Genomic DNA, 14,316 nt, shown 5'->3' with positions numbered 1-14,316 from the left:
AGGTCGTAATGGAAACCATCCTTATCGTTGACGACGAAAAAAACTATACCCTGATTCTTTCGGCCGTGCTCGAAGATGCCGGTTTTGAAACCCTTACCGCCAACAGCGGTCCCGAATCGCTGGACATTCTATCCCGGTCCGACGTGGATCTGGTGCTTACCGATATGAAGATGCCCGCCATGGATGGTATTGCCCTTCTCGAATGCATCAAGAAGCAGGATTCGGATCTGCCGGTGATCATGATGACCGCCCACGGCACTGTCGAAAAAGCGGTGGAGGCCATGCAGAAAGGGGCCTACACTTACATTCTCAAGCCTTTCGACAATGAACAGCTCGTCCTGTATGTCAACAAGGCCGTTTCCATGTACCGCGTGGTCAAAGAAAACCGCGAACTTCGAAGCGCCGTGGAAGATCGCTACAGTTTTCACAATATCATCGGGAAAAGCAAAGCCATGCGGAATGTTTTCCAGGTCATCCGCAAGGTCGCCCCGGCCTCGGCGACGGTACTCATCCAGGGTGCCAGCGGAACGGGAAAGGAACTGGTGGCCAGGGCTCTGCACGTCAACAGTCCCAGAAAAGACAAACCCTTTGTGGCCGTAAATTGCTCCGCCCTGACCGAAACCCTGTTGGAAAGCGAGCTGTTCGGCCATGAAAAGGGGGCCTTTACCGGTGCGGTGTCCATGAAAAAAGGGCGCTTTGAAATCGCGGACAGCGGGACCCTGTTTTTGGATGAAATCGGCGAGCTTTCTTTGGACTTGCAGGTGAAACTGCTTCGTGTTCTCCAGGAGCGTGTAATCGAACGGGTCGGCGGTGTCAAACCGGTATCGGTAAACATCCGCCTGATTGCAGCTACCAACAAATCCCTGAAGGAAGAGGTGGCCAGGGGTTCATTCCGGGAAGACCTGTTCTATCGGCTCAATGTCGTCCCCATCACCCTTCCGCCACTGCGTGAAAGGCTGGAGGATATCCGGCCACTGGTGAGCCACTTCATCGGTAAATACAGCGAAGAACGCAACACGGAGCCACCCGTAACCGGAATCGACCGGGAGGTGGAGCGGCTGTTTTACGAGTACGATTGGCCGGGGAACGTGCGCGAACTGGAGAATGTCATCGAGCGTGCGATCGTAATGAGTCCCGAAGCAATCGTGCAGGTTTCGGATCTGCCCAAGGACTTCGTCGACAACGCCCACAGTACCCTGCATATGGACGGCATCCCCCTGGATGCCAATCTTTACGACACCCTGGCCCTGGTGGAAAGAAACATGATTATCCGGGCCCTGAAAAAAGCCAATTACGTACAGGCCCACGCGGCGGAGCTATTGGGCATCGGCAAAAGCGGCCTGAATCAAAAAATCAAGAAATATAAATTGTTGGAGAAAATAAAAGGAAGATGAAGTCCCGGATTTTTCTAAAAACGAAACCGAGCAAGCCGGATTCCGTTTGCCGCACTTTGTTGTCTGCCCCGTAAGCTTCTTCGTTATCTGTCAATTACCGTCAACTGTTGATTTTTTCTCTTACCAGGTCCCCGTACATCGTGTTGGGGAAATCAGCCAAAAGGGCTTCATAACTGGCTCTGCTCTTTTCCTTTTCGCCGGCTTTGTCATAAAGCCAGGCCAGGTTTAACAGCGCGCCGCGTTTCATCGTCATTTCCTCGTCCCGGGAAAGCTGTTCAAAACAGCGAATGGCATCGGCGTGTGAACCTTTGAGCAGGTAGGCATGCCCCAAACCGCTGAGCACGATATTTTTCAGTGACGAAGCGTCGCCCAAGTCATCCAGGGCCTGCGAGTACATGGCAATGGCGGTTTCGGCGTCTCCTGCATTGTAACTGATATCGCCATATACGATCCGTGCGATTTTTGCCGCGCTTTTGGATCCGTATCGATTGAAAATCTCCGCAAAATCGTCTTTCGCCCGGTCATAAGCCGTCTTGGCATCGGTATCCCGCAGAGCAGCCGAATATTTGGCCAACGCCTGTTCGACCATCCGGGAAGCTTTGCTCTCGTTACGGTTGGAAATCTGGCCAACCACTGCGGCAGCCACTATCAAGGCCAGAAAAACCCCGGCGCCGATTAGAATCGTTTTCAGATGGGATCGCCCGAAAGCGATCAACTTGCCCGAAAAAGTGATAAACTGATCCGGTTCTTTCAATAACTGTTTGCGTGTTACGGTCACTTTGGCCATTATCCCTCCAATTTTTTCCTGATTCGCATCCAACCGTCGGCGGAGATATCGGCACCGACCACCTGACAGACTTCATATCCGCATGCGGAAGCAATTCGGCCACTTTTATCATGGTCGAAACCGTTTACCATGCCGTATAGGAAACCGGATGCCCAGAGGTCTCCGGCGCCGGTGGTGTCGATGGCCCCGTTGGAGCCCTGGGCAGCGATGCGGTAGACCCGGCCGGACTCCTGAATAAAGCTGCCCCTTGCGCCGACTTTCAGTACGGCAATCTCGACATGCCGGGCCAATCGGTCCAGCGCTTTCAACTCGTCCTCTTCGCCGGTGTAGGCCAGGGCCTCGTCTTCGTTGGCGATAAGAATATCCACATACTTTTCGATGAGTTCATTTAAAAGATCCCGGGACTGCTCGACAACGGTAAAACTGGCCAGGTCCAACGAAATCAGCGAGCCGGCCGCTTTGGCAGCAGACAGAGACGCCGTCATCAAATCGGGGTTGAACAACATATACCCCTCCACGTGAACGACGGCGCTTCCTGCAAAATGATCTTCGATAATCTCATCGGGCCGGGTATCTGCCGACGCGCCCAGATAGGTGATCATAGTTCGCTGGGCGTCAGGCGTGATAATGGACAGTACCCTGCCGGTAGGCAACGCAGATGGCAGCAAAACCGGCTCCACCCCCCGCTGCACCAGGGCCTCCTGGAAAAAAAGCCCTGGATCGTCATTGCCCCGTTTACCGACAAAACGGGCGTGGCCTCCCAGGCAGCCGACACCAACCGCCGTGTTGCATGCCGAGCCACCGGGAACCTGGACCGGGGCTGCGGATAGCTGCGAAAGAATTCTTTCCAGTTCCTCCATATCCACCAGGGTCATGCCGCCCTTGGGATACCCGATGCGGCTAACGAAATCATCGCTTTCGTGAACCAGAATATCCACCAGCGCGGAACCCAAACCGACGATGCGTGTTTTTCCCTGCTGCGATTTCAAATCTTTTCCTTTTTCGTTCGGCTCTTTACCATAGCAGTGACCGGTGAATCCACCCCTTGTCGCCGTCGGCGTGAATTACATGCAGCCATTTTCCTTTCTCTTCGAGCACCTTAAAGGGAACGCCCTTGTCCACGGTAAAAAGGATTGCGTTGCCGGTGCCCGGTCCCGAACGGACATTGCATTTGTTTTTCTTGACGATTACGGTTTTGGTCGCGACGAGCAACGAGCGGTGAATCCACCCACGATCCCCTTCGAAATCCTCGAACAGACACCAGTCCCCCTGGCTGCGCACCACGTTCAGGGGATGATACTTCTCCACCTGCCAGATGACCGCATCGCTGGTGTTCGGTCCCGAACGAACGTTGGCGATATCGGCCTTGACGCTCATCCGTTCGGCCTGCGCAACACTCGCCGCAGCCAGCACCGAAAGCAACGTAAAAACGATTAACAACGGTTTTTTCACTGCGGGTAACCCTACGCCGGTCCGGGAATGGTGTAGGTGGTGCATGACCCCGAACTGCAAGTCCGGGTCTGGGAGCTTACGCCGGATTGGGCGGGCTTTCCGGCTCCACCCCCGGCAATGGCGTGATTGGTGGAAGAAAGAATCCGCTCCAGATTTCCGGAGCCGCATTTCGAGCATACCATTTCCACTTCATCCTGCTTGTTCATGACCAGGATTTCCATATATTCATCACAGTCCTGGCATTTGAATTCGTATATGGGCATTGCCTTCTCCTTATAAAAGTTTCTAAACTTTGATCACAATGGCTGTATTGTCAAGCCTCATTGACAAACTCACAAGTCTCATTCCAGACGGCGTCGTAAAAAGTTCGAGATCAAGGCTTGCGAGTCCCGATAATAGCGCTATCGCTGGTGCCGCAGGCAGCGTACCTGGATGTAATCCGCAATGACGATGGATGAAGCGTAACGCGGATATCGGACTTTTTACGACGCCGTCATCATAGACCTAGCATGCTCCAGCGCTGTCGGCGTAATCGTCTCCCCGCCCAGCATGCGGGCAATCTCTCGGATGCGCTCTTCCTTGTCCATCGGCCGGATGGTGGTGGTCGTCCGACCCTTCTTCACGCTTTTTTCAATAAAATAGTGTTGGCCGCCGAAACGGGCGATCTGGGGAAGATGGGTAATGCAGATCAACTGGTGTTTGTCGGCCAAGGCATTCAATTTTTTCCCCACCGTTTCGGCCACGGCGCCGCCGATGCCCGCATCCACCTCGTCAAAAATCACCGTCCCCACCGCATCCGTTTCCGCCAGGATGGCCTTCAGCGCCAGAACCACCCGGGAAAGCTCCCCACCCGAGGCAATCGCGGTCAACGGCTTCAAAGACTCGCCCACATTGGGGGCGATCATAAAAACCGCCTGATCGATGCCGGCAGCCGACAACAGGTGACCATCGGCACAAAGCCAGGGAGAGGTTTGCCTGCCGCAGGGAGTCCGGGAGAATTCGACATCGAAACGGGTGCCGGCCATCTTCAAGCCGGCCAGTTCCTTCTCGACGGATTTGGCAAAGCGGCGGGCCACCCTCTGGCGCTCGGATGACAGCTTCCGGGCACAGTCGGTCAACTGGTCGTGGGATGCCTTCAGCGCCGTCTGTATCCGCTGGATTTCACCGTCGATGTCGGCAATCGCCGCCAGTTCAGCGTCGATGGCATCCCGTTTCCGGAAAAGCGCCTCCAACGATCCACCGTATTTTCGTTTCAATCGATTGATCAGATCCAGGCGGCTCTCCACCGCGTCGAGACTTTCCGATTCGGTATCCAGGGTTCCCAGATAGGAACGCAACGTTTCGGTCACGTCCTCCAAGGCAAAAAGGCCGTCGGCAATTCCCTGGACTGCCGGCGCCACCCCCTCATCCAGATCGGCGGCCTTTTCCAACTGCTTGCGGACTTCACCGAGCTGCTCCAGGATGGCGCCGTCAGCACCGTAAAGGGATTCGATAGCAGAAAATACGGCCTGATGCAAAAACACCGCATTTTTAAGCCGCAGGCGCTCTTTTTCTAGAGACTCGTCCTCGCCGATCCCGATATCGGCGTCGGCGATTTCGGCTGCCTGGTACCGCAGCAGCTCCATCTCTTTTTCCTGATTCTCTTTTCTGCCCACCAGGTCATCCAGAGACTGGCACAGCGGCACCATTTCGCCGTAAAGCTCCGAAACCCGATGGACTTGCGGCAGCAGCCCGCCGAATCGATCTAAAATAGCCAGGTGGGATTCCTCTTTCAGCAGTCCCTGGCTGGCGTGCTGGCCGGAAATGCTGGCCAGGTTCTCCGTAATGGCGGCCAGCATCTGCATGGTGGCCATGCGGTCGTTGATGTAAATACGATGGCGATCATTTCTGGAGATGACCCGGCGCACCATCAGGCCGTCTTCGGGCGCGTAGCCGTTTTCACCCATAACGCCTGCTGCGGGAGAATTCTCCGGCACTTCGAAAAATGCGGACAACTCGGCGGTCTCGAAACCGTCGCGGATCATTTTAGCACTGGCCCGGGCGCCCAAAAGCAGGTTGACCGCATTGATGACGATCGATTTTCCGGCACCGGTTTCACCGCTCAACACGGTCAGTCCATCCCCGAAACGAATGCTCAGGTCGTCGATAATGGCAAAATTTTTGATCAGCAGTTCTTTAAGCATGATGGCGGTTCCCGCTCAATGGGGTCTGGAACGGTTTGGTGAATCCTCGCCATCATAGGTAAGGCAACCGGGGGAATCAAGTTCTAAGTGCTCATCCGGGAATGGCCAATTTGCCCGACATCTTCGTTGCGCGAAAAATTTTATCCTCGAAATATCAACCCTATGTCTGCGGTAAAACCCGAGCTAAAATTGGTCGTGCGCCTCGATCTCGACCAAATTTTCCTATTTCCGGATGGAAACTATTTTATCATGGGCGCTTGAGTAAAAAGCCTGATATTCTGGGACGGTGCATCGGCAGGCTATTCGGGGTATCCTGTAATTTCACGAATTTTCTGGTAAAGCGGCTGCAGGCGGCGATACATCCGTTTGTAAACCTTGCGGTACAGCGCATCGTAGAGCTTATGGTTGGAAGCATCGGGCTCGAATCGATCCCCGGTATGGGTCATGGCGGCTACGGCGGTCTCGAAATCCGGATGCAATCCCAGTCCGACGGCGCTGTCGATGGCGGCCCCCAGTCCGGACGTTTCATAAAGATGGGGCCGGGTGGTGGGCAGGCCAAAAACGTCCGCCGTCAACTGCATGGCCAGATCGCTCTGGCTGCCGCCGCCGGACACACGCAAGCTGCAAATGGGTATCTTGCTGCGCTGCTCGATGCGCTCCTTGCCTTCCCGCAGGGCATAGGCCAGTCCCTCCAGAATGGAGCGGTACAGGTGGGCGCGGGTATGAATGTCGCCGAAACCGATCACGGCCCCTTTGGCCTCGGGTCCCGGCTTTCGGATGCCGGGTGTCCAGAACGGCTGGAGCATGAGACCGAGAGAGCCGGGAGGAACGTCTTCGATCAGGTTTTCGAACAGGTCTTCCGGTGCAACCCCGGTTTTTTCCGCCGCCAGTTGTTCCGGAAGGCCGAACTCCTCCTTGAACCAGTTGACCATCCAGAACCCGCGAAATACCTGGACCTCCACCGCATGGAATCCGGGGATGGCGCTGGGATAGGCCGGCAGCAACGGAATGGGCTCGATGTAGCGCCGATGCGTGATGTTGACCGTGGCGGTGGTGCCGTAGCTCAGACAGCCCACCGATGGATCGAGGCTGCCGGAACCGATCACTTCACATGCCTTGTCCGCTGCAGCGGCCACCACCGGCAGGCCCTCGGGAATTCCCGTTTCCCGGCTGGCGGTCCGGCTGACCGCCCCCAAGATTTGCCCCGGCGGGACCAGTTGCGGAAGCTGCGCCGGTCGCACTGGGACACAGCGCCATTTCCAGTCCCAGGATCGGGCCCAGCGCAGGCGCTTGTAGTCGAAAGGCAGATAACCCACCTGACTCCCGACGGAATCCACATAGCGGCCGGTCAGCCGATAGTTGAGGTACCCTGAAAGCAGGAGGAATTTATGGGTGCGGGACCAGACATCGGGCTGGTTTCTGGCGATCCAGGATGCTTCGACCTCGGATTGGAAATAGGTCAGGGTGTCGGTTAAGCGGGCCACTTTGAACAGCAGGCCCCAAGCCCCCCCCAAAGGCGGCTGACCGTGGCATTTGCGTTGATCCAGCCATAAAATGGCCGGCCTGAGCGGCTGGCCTTCCTTATCCAGGTTGACCACCGTTCCCCGCTGGGTGGTCACCGAAACCCCGGCGAGCCGCGATTTTTCGATTCCCGAATCGGCAAGAAGTCCTTGGCACGCCCGGCACAAAGCACTCCAAAACACGAAGGGGTCCTGCTCCGCCCAACCGGGCCGGTCCGAAAAATAGGGGGTGAACAGCACCTGTTCTTTGGCCAGCAGATTGCCGCAGGCATCGAAGACCAGGGCCTTGAGGCTCTGGGTGCCATTGTCGATGGAAAGGAGAAGGTCTTTTTCAGTCATCGTTTCAAATCATACGTTCCCGCAAACGCGAGCCAAGCCGGTAAAAAAAAGATTTCACCCGCCCCCGGGACACGGCATGACGGCCGGGCATGCCGTGGGCGAATTGCCAGACTTCACGGTAATTTCGAATTTCTTTTCGCCATCGGGCGGCGTCCCAATTCAGTTGCGGAGCGCACAGGTGCCGGATTCGATCCAGATGAGCACGCCCTCCCTGGTCGGTCAGCAGGCCGATCCGCACTCGCCGCAGCAGCAAATCGGATAGATGCACAATCTTTTCCCGAGAGGCTGCATGAACGATTTCGGCCCACAGGGTATTTGTGTTAGGTACCGATTCCAAAGTTGCCGGCGACGCTTGAGTAACGATTTTAGCGGCGGAATCTCCATAGCGCCCGTATAGCGATGCCCATTGGTCGTCCGGAACCGGAACCGGCGATTCAGGCCGGGGCTGCATGGTTGCAAACACCGGCGCGTCTTCGTCGAATGTTACCTCGGCCCCTAAAAACGGCTTGGCGGCCTTCAGGGCATCGTGCGCCAGTTGACGAAAAGTGGTCAGCTTTCCGCCGGTAATGGTCACCAGCCCCTTGTCCACCCAGACGACATGTTCCCGGGACTCTTCCGAAGGATCGCGTTTTCCTTCGCTGAGCACCGGCCGGACACCGGCAATCGTGGCGATGCAATCCCGGGCCGACACGTCCAGGGCCGGGAACAGGGCCTGCAGGCCCTCCAGCAGATACGCCACTTCCTGTTCGGTAATCCGCGGTTCGAAAGAGAGGCTGTCGTCATGGTCCAGATCGGTGGTTCCGGCGATCACGGCCCCTTCCCAGGGAACAATGAAAACGGCCCGGCCGTCGTCCGGGTGAACATAACTGATGGCCTGTTCCACGGGCAATACATGGGCCGGGAAAATCAGGTGGCTTCCCCGCAGGGGGCGCAGATGCAGATTCTTTTGGGGAGAGGGATGCAGCCGCTCGGCCCAACAGCCAGTGGCGTTGATGACCACCTTGGCCGAAAGGGATACGGTTTGGTGGGTATGGGTATCTTCGGCGGTTACGCCGTTGACATGGCCGCTTTCATCGCGCCCTAATGCGATCACACGGGCATAATTCATGGCCGTACCGCCGTCGGCCGACGCCTCGAAAAGCAGGCGCAGCACCAAACGGGCATCGTCCACCTGGGCATCGAAAAATTGAAAGCCCCCGACCAACTCTTTGCGGTCGATATGGGGTGCCAATTTAACAAATTCGTCCACACCCAGATAGCTGTGCTGTCGCCGCTTGGCAATCAAATCGTAAATCGACAGTCCGGCTTCCAGGGTCCAGCGGCCCGGCCCGCGATTTTTGTAGACGGGAACCAGAAAGCCCATGGGCGTCACCAGCCCCTTGGCCTCGACAAGCAGCCGCTCGCGTTCGCGGACCGCATCGCGGGTCAGGAAAAACCGGCCCTCTTTTAAATAGCGAAGCCCGCCATGAACCAGCTTGGAGGAGCGACTCGAAGTCCCCCAGGCAAAATCCCGCTGTTCCAGCAGCAGCGTCTTCAGGCCCGCACGCACGGCCTCCCGGAAAATACCGGCACCCGTGATCCCGCCGCCGACGACGATCACATCCCAATTCTTGGCCAGATCGATCATCCCTCTTCCCGACCGATTCTTTTCCAAAGGGTCACACTTTCTTCCATAGCCGCCATCACCACCGCCTCTACTCGCTTTCCACCGACCGGTATGGCTGCCGCAAGTTCCCGGTAATAGCTGCGTGATGCGGCGCGTGCCTGGAACCTGGAAAAGTAGGCTGCGGCCAGGGTGGCGAACATTACTGAAAAATCGTTAAACATCAGTTTGTAAATGGGGTTGCCGGTTTCGCCGGCCATGAAAAGCTGAAGCTGCCAGTCGAAAACGGCAAAAGCCGGTGCGTTGTCTTCCAGGCTTTCGACCTTATCCAAAAACGCCAGGACGGCATCCGGCGCCCGTTTTACGGCCAACTCGGCAATAATGGGCAACAGACGGCTTCTGACCTCCAACAGGTGGACAACGAAACCGTGCGGTAAGGTATCGACATACCTGGCCAGCGTGCTGAGCAGGCCCATACCGCCTTTTTCCCAGTAGTCGTTGACCACGGTGGGCTTGCCGTGAGCAATGGTCAGCCAGCCTTGCGCGGCCAGCCGCTGGAGAGTTTCGCGCAGCGGCGGCCGGGCAACGCACAAGATCTCCGCCAACTGCCGTTCGCTTGGAAGAACGCTGCCGGGTGCAAAGGTGCCGTCCAGGATGCCGGTGACGATCTTGTGCTCTGCCCGCTGAGCGGGCCGGATCGGCGGTGAAGACGATGTCGGTTTCATGGAAAATCTCCTTGGTACACCTGTTCATAAATGAGGTGATGTACCGAGATTGTTGCTGCGCCCGGATCGCAAGGCGCAAGAAGCGTGAACAGCCAAAGCCTGTTTACGTGCCGAGTAACGCCGCGAGCCGGGGTGCAGCGGCAATCGAATACCATCATCTTTATGAATAGGCGTACTTGGCCAACTGGTAAGAGGTCATACCAGTTTTGTTTATGTCCTGTCAATACGGGTTCTGCGCCTGTCGGCAAGTCCTAAGTTTTACCGGTTGCAGTTTGGTGGCAGGGTGCTATACTCAAATTATGGCAATGGAATTCTCGTTCTAATCCTCAAGTTGCGTTTGCTCAACTATCGAGAGCTCACCTTTCATTGCTGCCGATTCCATTGCTTTTCGATTCAGCATGAAGCCGTTCCGCCATCCGCTGCACCCGTTATACAACTATTAGGGGGATATCATGGGAAACAAGAACACTTCGGCGCTCCATCGGCACCTGCTCGAAGTCAAGGAGGGAAAACGCTGTTTTGAAAACGCCTTTCAGGGTGTGGCCCGCATGATTCTGGAAAGCGAGATCCAAAAGGTGGTCGTCAACGGCAAAACCACCTACGACTTCAGCCTGTTCCGAACCGGTAAAAAACATATCATCGGGATGTATGACGAAATCAACAGTTTCGTTTCCTACGTCAAGGATGCCGCGGAAAACGGTTCCTCCAAGGAGATGGCCTTTGTGCTGGTAGGCGAACCGGGCAACGGAAAAACCTTTCTGGTGGAGTATATCTGCAGCCATTACAGAAAATTTCTATCCCAGGAAGACAACCGCAAGTACTCCTTTCGGTTTATCGGCCTGGACAAACTCGGCGGGTATGGAAGAATCGTCACCATCGAATCCCAGTCTTACGAGGACCCCATGATCCTGGGGATGAACATCGATGACGACCCGGACGCCTGTCGGTCCTTTTTGGCCCGCGATATCGGCTTCTCCGACAACGAAATCGAAAACCTCTGGGTGGACTACCGCCCCCTGGGGGCCTGCAGCGCTTTCATCTGGAACGACATCCGTAATTATACCGGCGGCGACCTGGCGGCAATGCTCGAGTTTGTCGAGATCATTCCGGTCCCCATGACCGAAAGCCTGGGCACCGTCACCGGCAAGTATCCGGCCAAAGACAAAATCACGTCATCGGCAGTAGATCTTCTGGGCGAGGAATCCATCCAGCGGCTGCTGCACATTGCGGACACCAACAACCCCTATCGCTTCGATCTGCGCCGCGGCGCCCTGGCACGGGTGGCCGGCGGCGGTGTGCATTTCGCCGACGAGATCTTCAAGAACAAGAAAGACCTGGTTCAGGTCTATCTGGGTGTCATCCAGAACCGAAATATAGAGATCGACGGCTACAAGTGGCCCATCGACACCCTGATCATCGCCACCAGCAACAATTCCGAATTCAATCGGTTCCTGGCTGAAAAGGAGGAAGCTCCCATCGTCGACCGCTGCCGCATCTGCTATGTTTCCCACAACACCAACTATAAACTGCAGAAAGACCTGACCAATTATGCCATCGGCAGCGAAACCCGCACCACCTTGACCCGGGAGTACCTGCACCAGGACCCCAACCTCAACTATGCCGTCTCCGTGGCCGTGGTGCTCACCCGCCTGGCCCGATCGGAAAAGCTCACACCCATTGAAACCATGAAGCTGGCCGCCGGTGAAGTGGCCGGAGAAAAGAGCATCAAGACCCTGGCGGAAGTCATCGACACCCTCAACCAGGACCCGGACATCACCAAGCGCTTCGGCCAGAAAGGATTGGGGCAGCGCAACCTGGGTCGGGCCATCCAGTTGCTCATCGAAAGCTCGGAGACCAATGAAGGCAAATGCATGTTCGCCCATGACATCTTCAAGGCCCTGGAACGTATCGTTCTGGATTACGTCACCGAGGCCAATGACCGGGCCAAATATCTGGAGGATCTCAAGACGGCCAAAGGTCTTTACCGGGAACGCATCATGACTGAGATGTTCAATGCGTACATGGATGAACCGCTGGCCATCCGCAAGGACGTGATGAACTATGTCAACATGATCATCGGCATCGATGCCGAGGACCTGGGCCCGGACAAGATGTGGAAATACAAGGACCCCCAGACCGGCGAGCTGCGGGCCCTGAAAATCGACGAACGCTACATCAAAAGCGTCGAGGAGCGCCTGGGATTGAAAACATCCGAACAAACCGAGACCTTCCGCACTTCCATCCGCAAAATTTACGGGCAGAAGATCTCCGTGAACCCGGACTATGACTTCATGGACAACCTGGAACTGGTCAAGGCGGTCACCGATGTCCGTCTGAAATCGGACATCGCCGGCGCCGGCAGCCTCATCGGCGCCCTGGCCAACCGCACCAACGAGGAAAACCAGAAGCTCTACGACCGCATGGTGGATACCATGCTCAACAAGCTGGGGTATTGCAGGACGTGTGCGCAGAAGACGATCGAGTACTTTTGTACACAGGAGGACGAAAACTAAAATGTTCGCCACAAACGGCATCTTTCGGCCCAGGCCGGCGTTCTCACTCGGGCGAAATCCTCAACGTAGCGCTGCTACGCTTTCGGTTTCGACCTCGTTGCGGCCTTGTCCTGAACCGAAATCTACCATTTGTGGACGAACATATGTAAAACCCAACAAGTATCATTTATTGAGGTAAAAATTTGGTCAAAAACACAATAACTTTTACAGCTTGTTTTGTACTGATTCTTTGTTTGTTTTGTGGGTGTTTCAATCAGGATTGGCAGCCTTTTGACAAAATGCATGAACCATTGAAATACCTTTTTACTTTTCTGGCGGGCATGTTTATCTCAAAAGAAAGAAAAGTAAAACAGTAATCAAGCCAATATCAATGAAGTTTGTAAATTTATGAAAACTGCACTCAAAGAAATTTATGCCAAGCTTCGCGAAGCCGGCTTGACCGCCGAACAGGAGGAAAAAATTCTCCTGGAACTCAACGACGAACGCACGCACGAGATGCCCGCGGTCCCGGGCGACATGGCTTTGGTGCGCACCGACAAAGGCGAGATCCAACTGATTAATCTGTACGGATACAACGACCTGATGTTCCTGCAGGCCATGGCCCAACCCCGGGGATCCTACGTCAGCCATATCCGCTCCATCGACGAATTACTCGAAAAAGACCGCCAGCGGGAAAAAGACGGCTTTCCCCGCAAAATCCGGGTCGGCAAAATGATCAAACCCGGCAGGGCGGGCAAGGGCAAGGTGGTGGTAGTGCCCACCACAGTGGAAGAAAAATTCATCCACGATCCCCGCTTCACCGCCCAGGAAGAAGGCCAGGGACAGGGCGGCAGCGGAGATGGCGAAGAAGGCGAAGTGATCGGCGAACAGCCGGTCCGCGATCCCGATCAGGCCGGCGCCGGGGGACCCGGCGAAGGCGATGGCGGCCAGCATGAAATGGAGTCCTCGGCCTACGATCTGGGCAGGATTCTCACCGAGCAGTTCGAACTGCCCAATCTGAAAGACAAGGGCAAAAAGCGCTCTTTGACCCGGTACACGTACGACATGACCGACCGCAACCGTGGCTTCGGCCAGGTACTGGACAAAAAAGCCACCTTACGGGAAATCATCGAGACCAACATTCATCTGGGAAATCTCCCGGATGTGGAGGATATCGATCCATCGCAGCTCATCATTTCTCCCCGGGACAGGATTTACCGCATCCTTTCCAAGGAAAAGGATTTCGAATCCCAGGCGGTGGTCTTTTTTCTCAGGGATTATTCCGGATCCATGGCCGGAAAAGCAACCGAACTGGTGGTAACCCAGCACGTGCTCATCTACAGTTGGCTGCTGTACCAATACGCCAATCAGGTGGAATCCCGATTTATCCTTCATGACACCCAGGCCAAGGAAGTCGAGGATTTTTATACTTACTACAACTCCAAGGTCGCCGGAGGCACCCAGGTGTTTTCCGCCTACGAGAAGGTCAACCAGATCGTGAAAGAGGAAAATCTGGCGGCGGATTACAACATCTACGTGTTTCACGGCACCGATGGAGACGACTGGGACACGGAAGGCAAAAAAGCCATTCCAGCCCTGCGTGAAATGATGAAGGTTGCCAGCCGCATCGGGGTGACCGTGGTCGAACACGGAGGTGGTCCCGAGAACCGGACGGAGGTGGAGCGCTACCTGAAAAAGTCCCAATTGCTAGAAAAGCACACCAATCTCATTCGCCTGGACGTACTCCATGAAAGCGCGGACGAACCACGGCTGATCGAGGGGATCAAACGGCTGATCTCCTGAAGGCCCCATTAAAGCGGA

Annotated in this window: 11 protein-coding genes; 3 read left to right on the top strand and 8 right to left on the bottom strand. The window is 55.8% G+C overall.

Features of this window, described 5'->3' with window-relative positions; genetic code table 11:
• The first annotated feature begins 8 nt into the window (after nt 1-8).
• The gene (locus GN111_RS22025) at nt 9-1,394 is read left to right on the top strand and encodes a sigma-54-dependent transcriptional regulator (RefSeq protein ID WP_155305823.1); all 1,386 of its coding nucleotides are present in this window, start codon (nt 9-11) and stop codon (nt 1,392-1,394) included.
• Nucleotides 1,395-1,494: 100 nt separating this feature from the next.
• Here GN111_RS22025 and GN111_RS22020 read toward each other — a convergent pair whose 3' ends face one another.
• The 8 genes from GN111_RS22020 to GN111_RS21985 all read right to left on the bottom strand — a co-directional run bounded on the left by GN111_RS22020 (nt 1,495) and on the right by GN111_RS21985 (nt 10,003).
• On the bottom strand, nt 1,495-2,181 hold the full coding sequence (locus tag GN111_RS22020; protein WP_155305822.1) for a tetratricopeptide repeat protein: 687 nt from the start codon (nt 2,179-2,181) through the stop codon (nt 1,495-1,497).
• Nucleotides 2,181-3,170, bottom strand: a complete 990-nt coding sequence (locus GN111_RS22015) for an adenosine kinase (protein ID WP_231715525.1) — start codon at nt 3,168-3,170, stop codon at nt 2,181-2,183. The genes GN111_RS22020 and GN111_RS22015 overlap by 1 nt, the downstream gene beginning before the upstream one ends.
• A 25-nt stretch (nt 3,171-3,195) precedes the next feature.
• Complete coding sequence (locus GN111_RS22010; protein WP_231715524.1) at nt 3,196-3,633, bottom strand: SH3 domain-containing protein; 438 nt, start codon at nt 3,631-3,633, stop codon at nt 3,196-3,198.
• Nucleotides 3,634-3,644: 11 nt separating this feature from the next.
• Nucleotides 3,645-3,896 carry an FmdB family zinc ribbon protein gene (locus GN111_RS22005; protein WP_155305820.1) on the bottom strand — a complete coding sequence of 84 codons (252 nt, stop codon included), beginning with the start codon at nt 3,894-3,896 and terminating at the stop codon, nt 3,645-3,647.
• 219 nt (nt 3,897-4,115) lie between these two features.
• Complete coding sequence (gene recN / locus GN111_RS22000) at nt 4,116-5,816, bottom strand: DNA repair protein RecN (RefSeq protein ID WP_155305819.1); 1,701 nt, start codon at nt 5,814-5,816, stop codon at nt 4,116-4,118.
• A gap of 299 nt (nt 5,817-6,115) precedes the next feature.
• Complete coding sequence (locus GN111_RS21995) at nt 6,116-7,675, bottom strand: FGGY-family carbohydrate kinase (RefSeq protein ID WP_155305818.1); 1,560 nt, start codon at nt 7,673-7,675, stop codon at nt 6,116-6,118.
• A gap of 4 nt (nt 7,676-7,679) precedes the next feature.
• Nucleotides 7,680-9,302, bottom strand: a complete 1,623-nt coding sequence (locus GN111_RS21990) for a glycerol-3-phosphate dehydrogenase/oxidase (RefSeq protein WP_155305817.1) — start codon at nt 9,300-9,302, stop codon at nt 7,680-7,682.
• Complete coding sequence (locus tag GN111_RS21985) at nt 9,299-10,003, bottom strand: GntR family transcriptional regulator (protein WP_155305816.1); 705 nt, start codon at nt 10,001-10,003, stop codon at nt 9,299-9,301. Before GN111_RS21985 ends, GN111_RS21990 begins: the two co-directional genes overlap by 4 nt.
• Before the next feature lie 452 nt (nt 10,004-10,455).
• Here GN111_RS21985 and GN111_RS21980 point away from each other — a divergent pair, with 452 nt between their 5' ends.
• Nucleotides 10,456-12,516: a serine protein kinase PrkA gene (locus tag GN111_RS21980; protein WP_155305815.1), complete on the top strand. Its 2,061-nt coding sequence runs from the start codon at nt 10,456-10,458 to the stop codon at nt 12,514-12,516.
• Between the two features lie 387 nt (nt 12,517-12,903).
• Nucleotides 12,904-14,298: a DUF444 family protein gene (locus tag GN111_RS21975; RefSeq protein ID WP_155305814.1), complete on the top strand. Its 1,395-nt coding sequence runs from the start codon at nt 12,904-12,906 to the stop codon at nt 14,296-14,298.
• The last annotated feature ends 18 nt before the right edge of the window (nt 14,299-14,316 follow it).

Source organism: Desulfosarcina widdelii (assembly GCF_009688965.1).
GTDB lineage: Bacteria > Desulfobacterota > Desulfobacteria > Desulfobacterales > Desulfosarcinaceae > Desulfosarcina > Desulfosarcina widdelii.
Note: the sequence above shows the minus strand (reverse complement) of the source record. Positions and strands in the feature narration are given on the sequence as shown.

Excerpts from the sequence above, each read along its gene's own strand:
- GN111_RS21980 (WP_155305815.1), top strand. The coding sequence starts at position 10,456 with ATGGGAAACAAGAACACTTCGGCGCTCCATCGGCACCTGCTCGAAGTC.
- GN111_RS21975 (WP_155305814.1), top strand. The coding sequence starts at position 12,904 with ATGAAAACTGCACTCAAAGAAATTTATGCCAAGCTTCGCGAAGCCGGC.
- recN (WP_155305819.1), bottom strand. The coding sequence starts at position 5,816 with ATGCTTAAAGAACTGCTGATCAAAAATTTTGCCATTATCGACGACCTG.
- GN111_RS21985 (WP_155305816.1), bottom strand. The coding sequence starts at position 10,003 with ATGAAACCGACATCGTCTTCACCGCCGATCCGGCCCGCTCAGCGGGCA.
- GN111_RS22020 (WP_155305822.1), bottom strand. The coding sequence starts at position 2,181 with ATGGCCAAAGTGACCGTAACACGCAAACAGTTATTGAAAGAACCGGAT.
- GN111_RS21995 (WP_155305818.1), bottom strand. The coding sequence starts at position 7,675 with ATGACTGAAAAAGACCTTCTCCTTTCCATCGACAATGGCACCCAGAGC.
- GN111_RS22005 (WP_155305820.1), bottom strand. The coding sequence starts at position 3,896 with ATGCCCATATACGAATTCAAATGCCAGGACTGTGATGAATATATGGAA.
- GN111_RS22025 (WP_155305823.1), top strand. The coding sequence starts at position 9 with ATGGAAACCATCCTTATCGTTGACGACGAAAAAAACTATACCCTGATT.
- GN111_RS21990 (WP_155305817.1), bottom strand. The coding sequence starts at position 9,302 with ATGATCGATCTGGCCAAGAATTGGGATGTGATCGTCGTCGGCGGCGGG.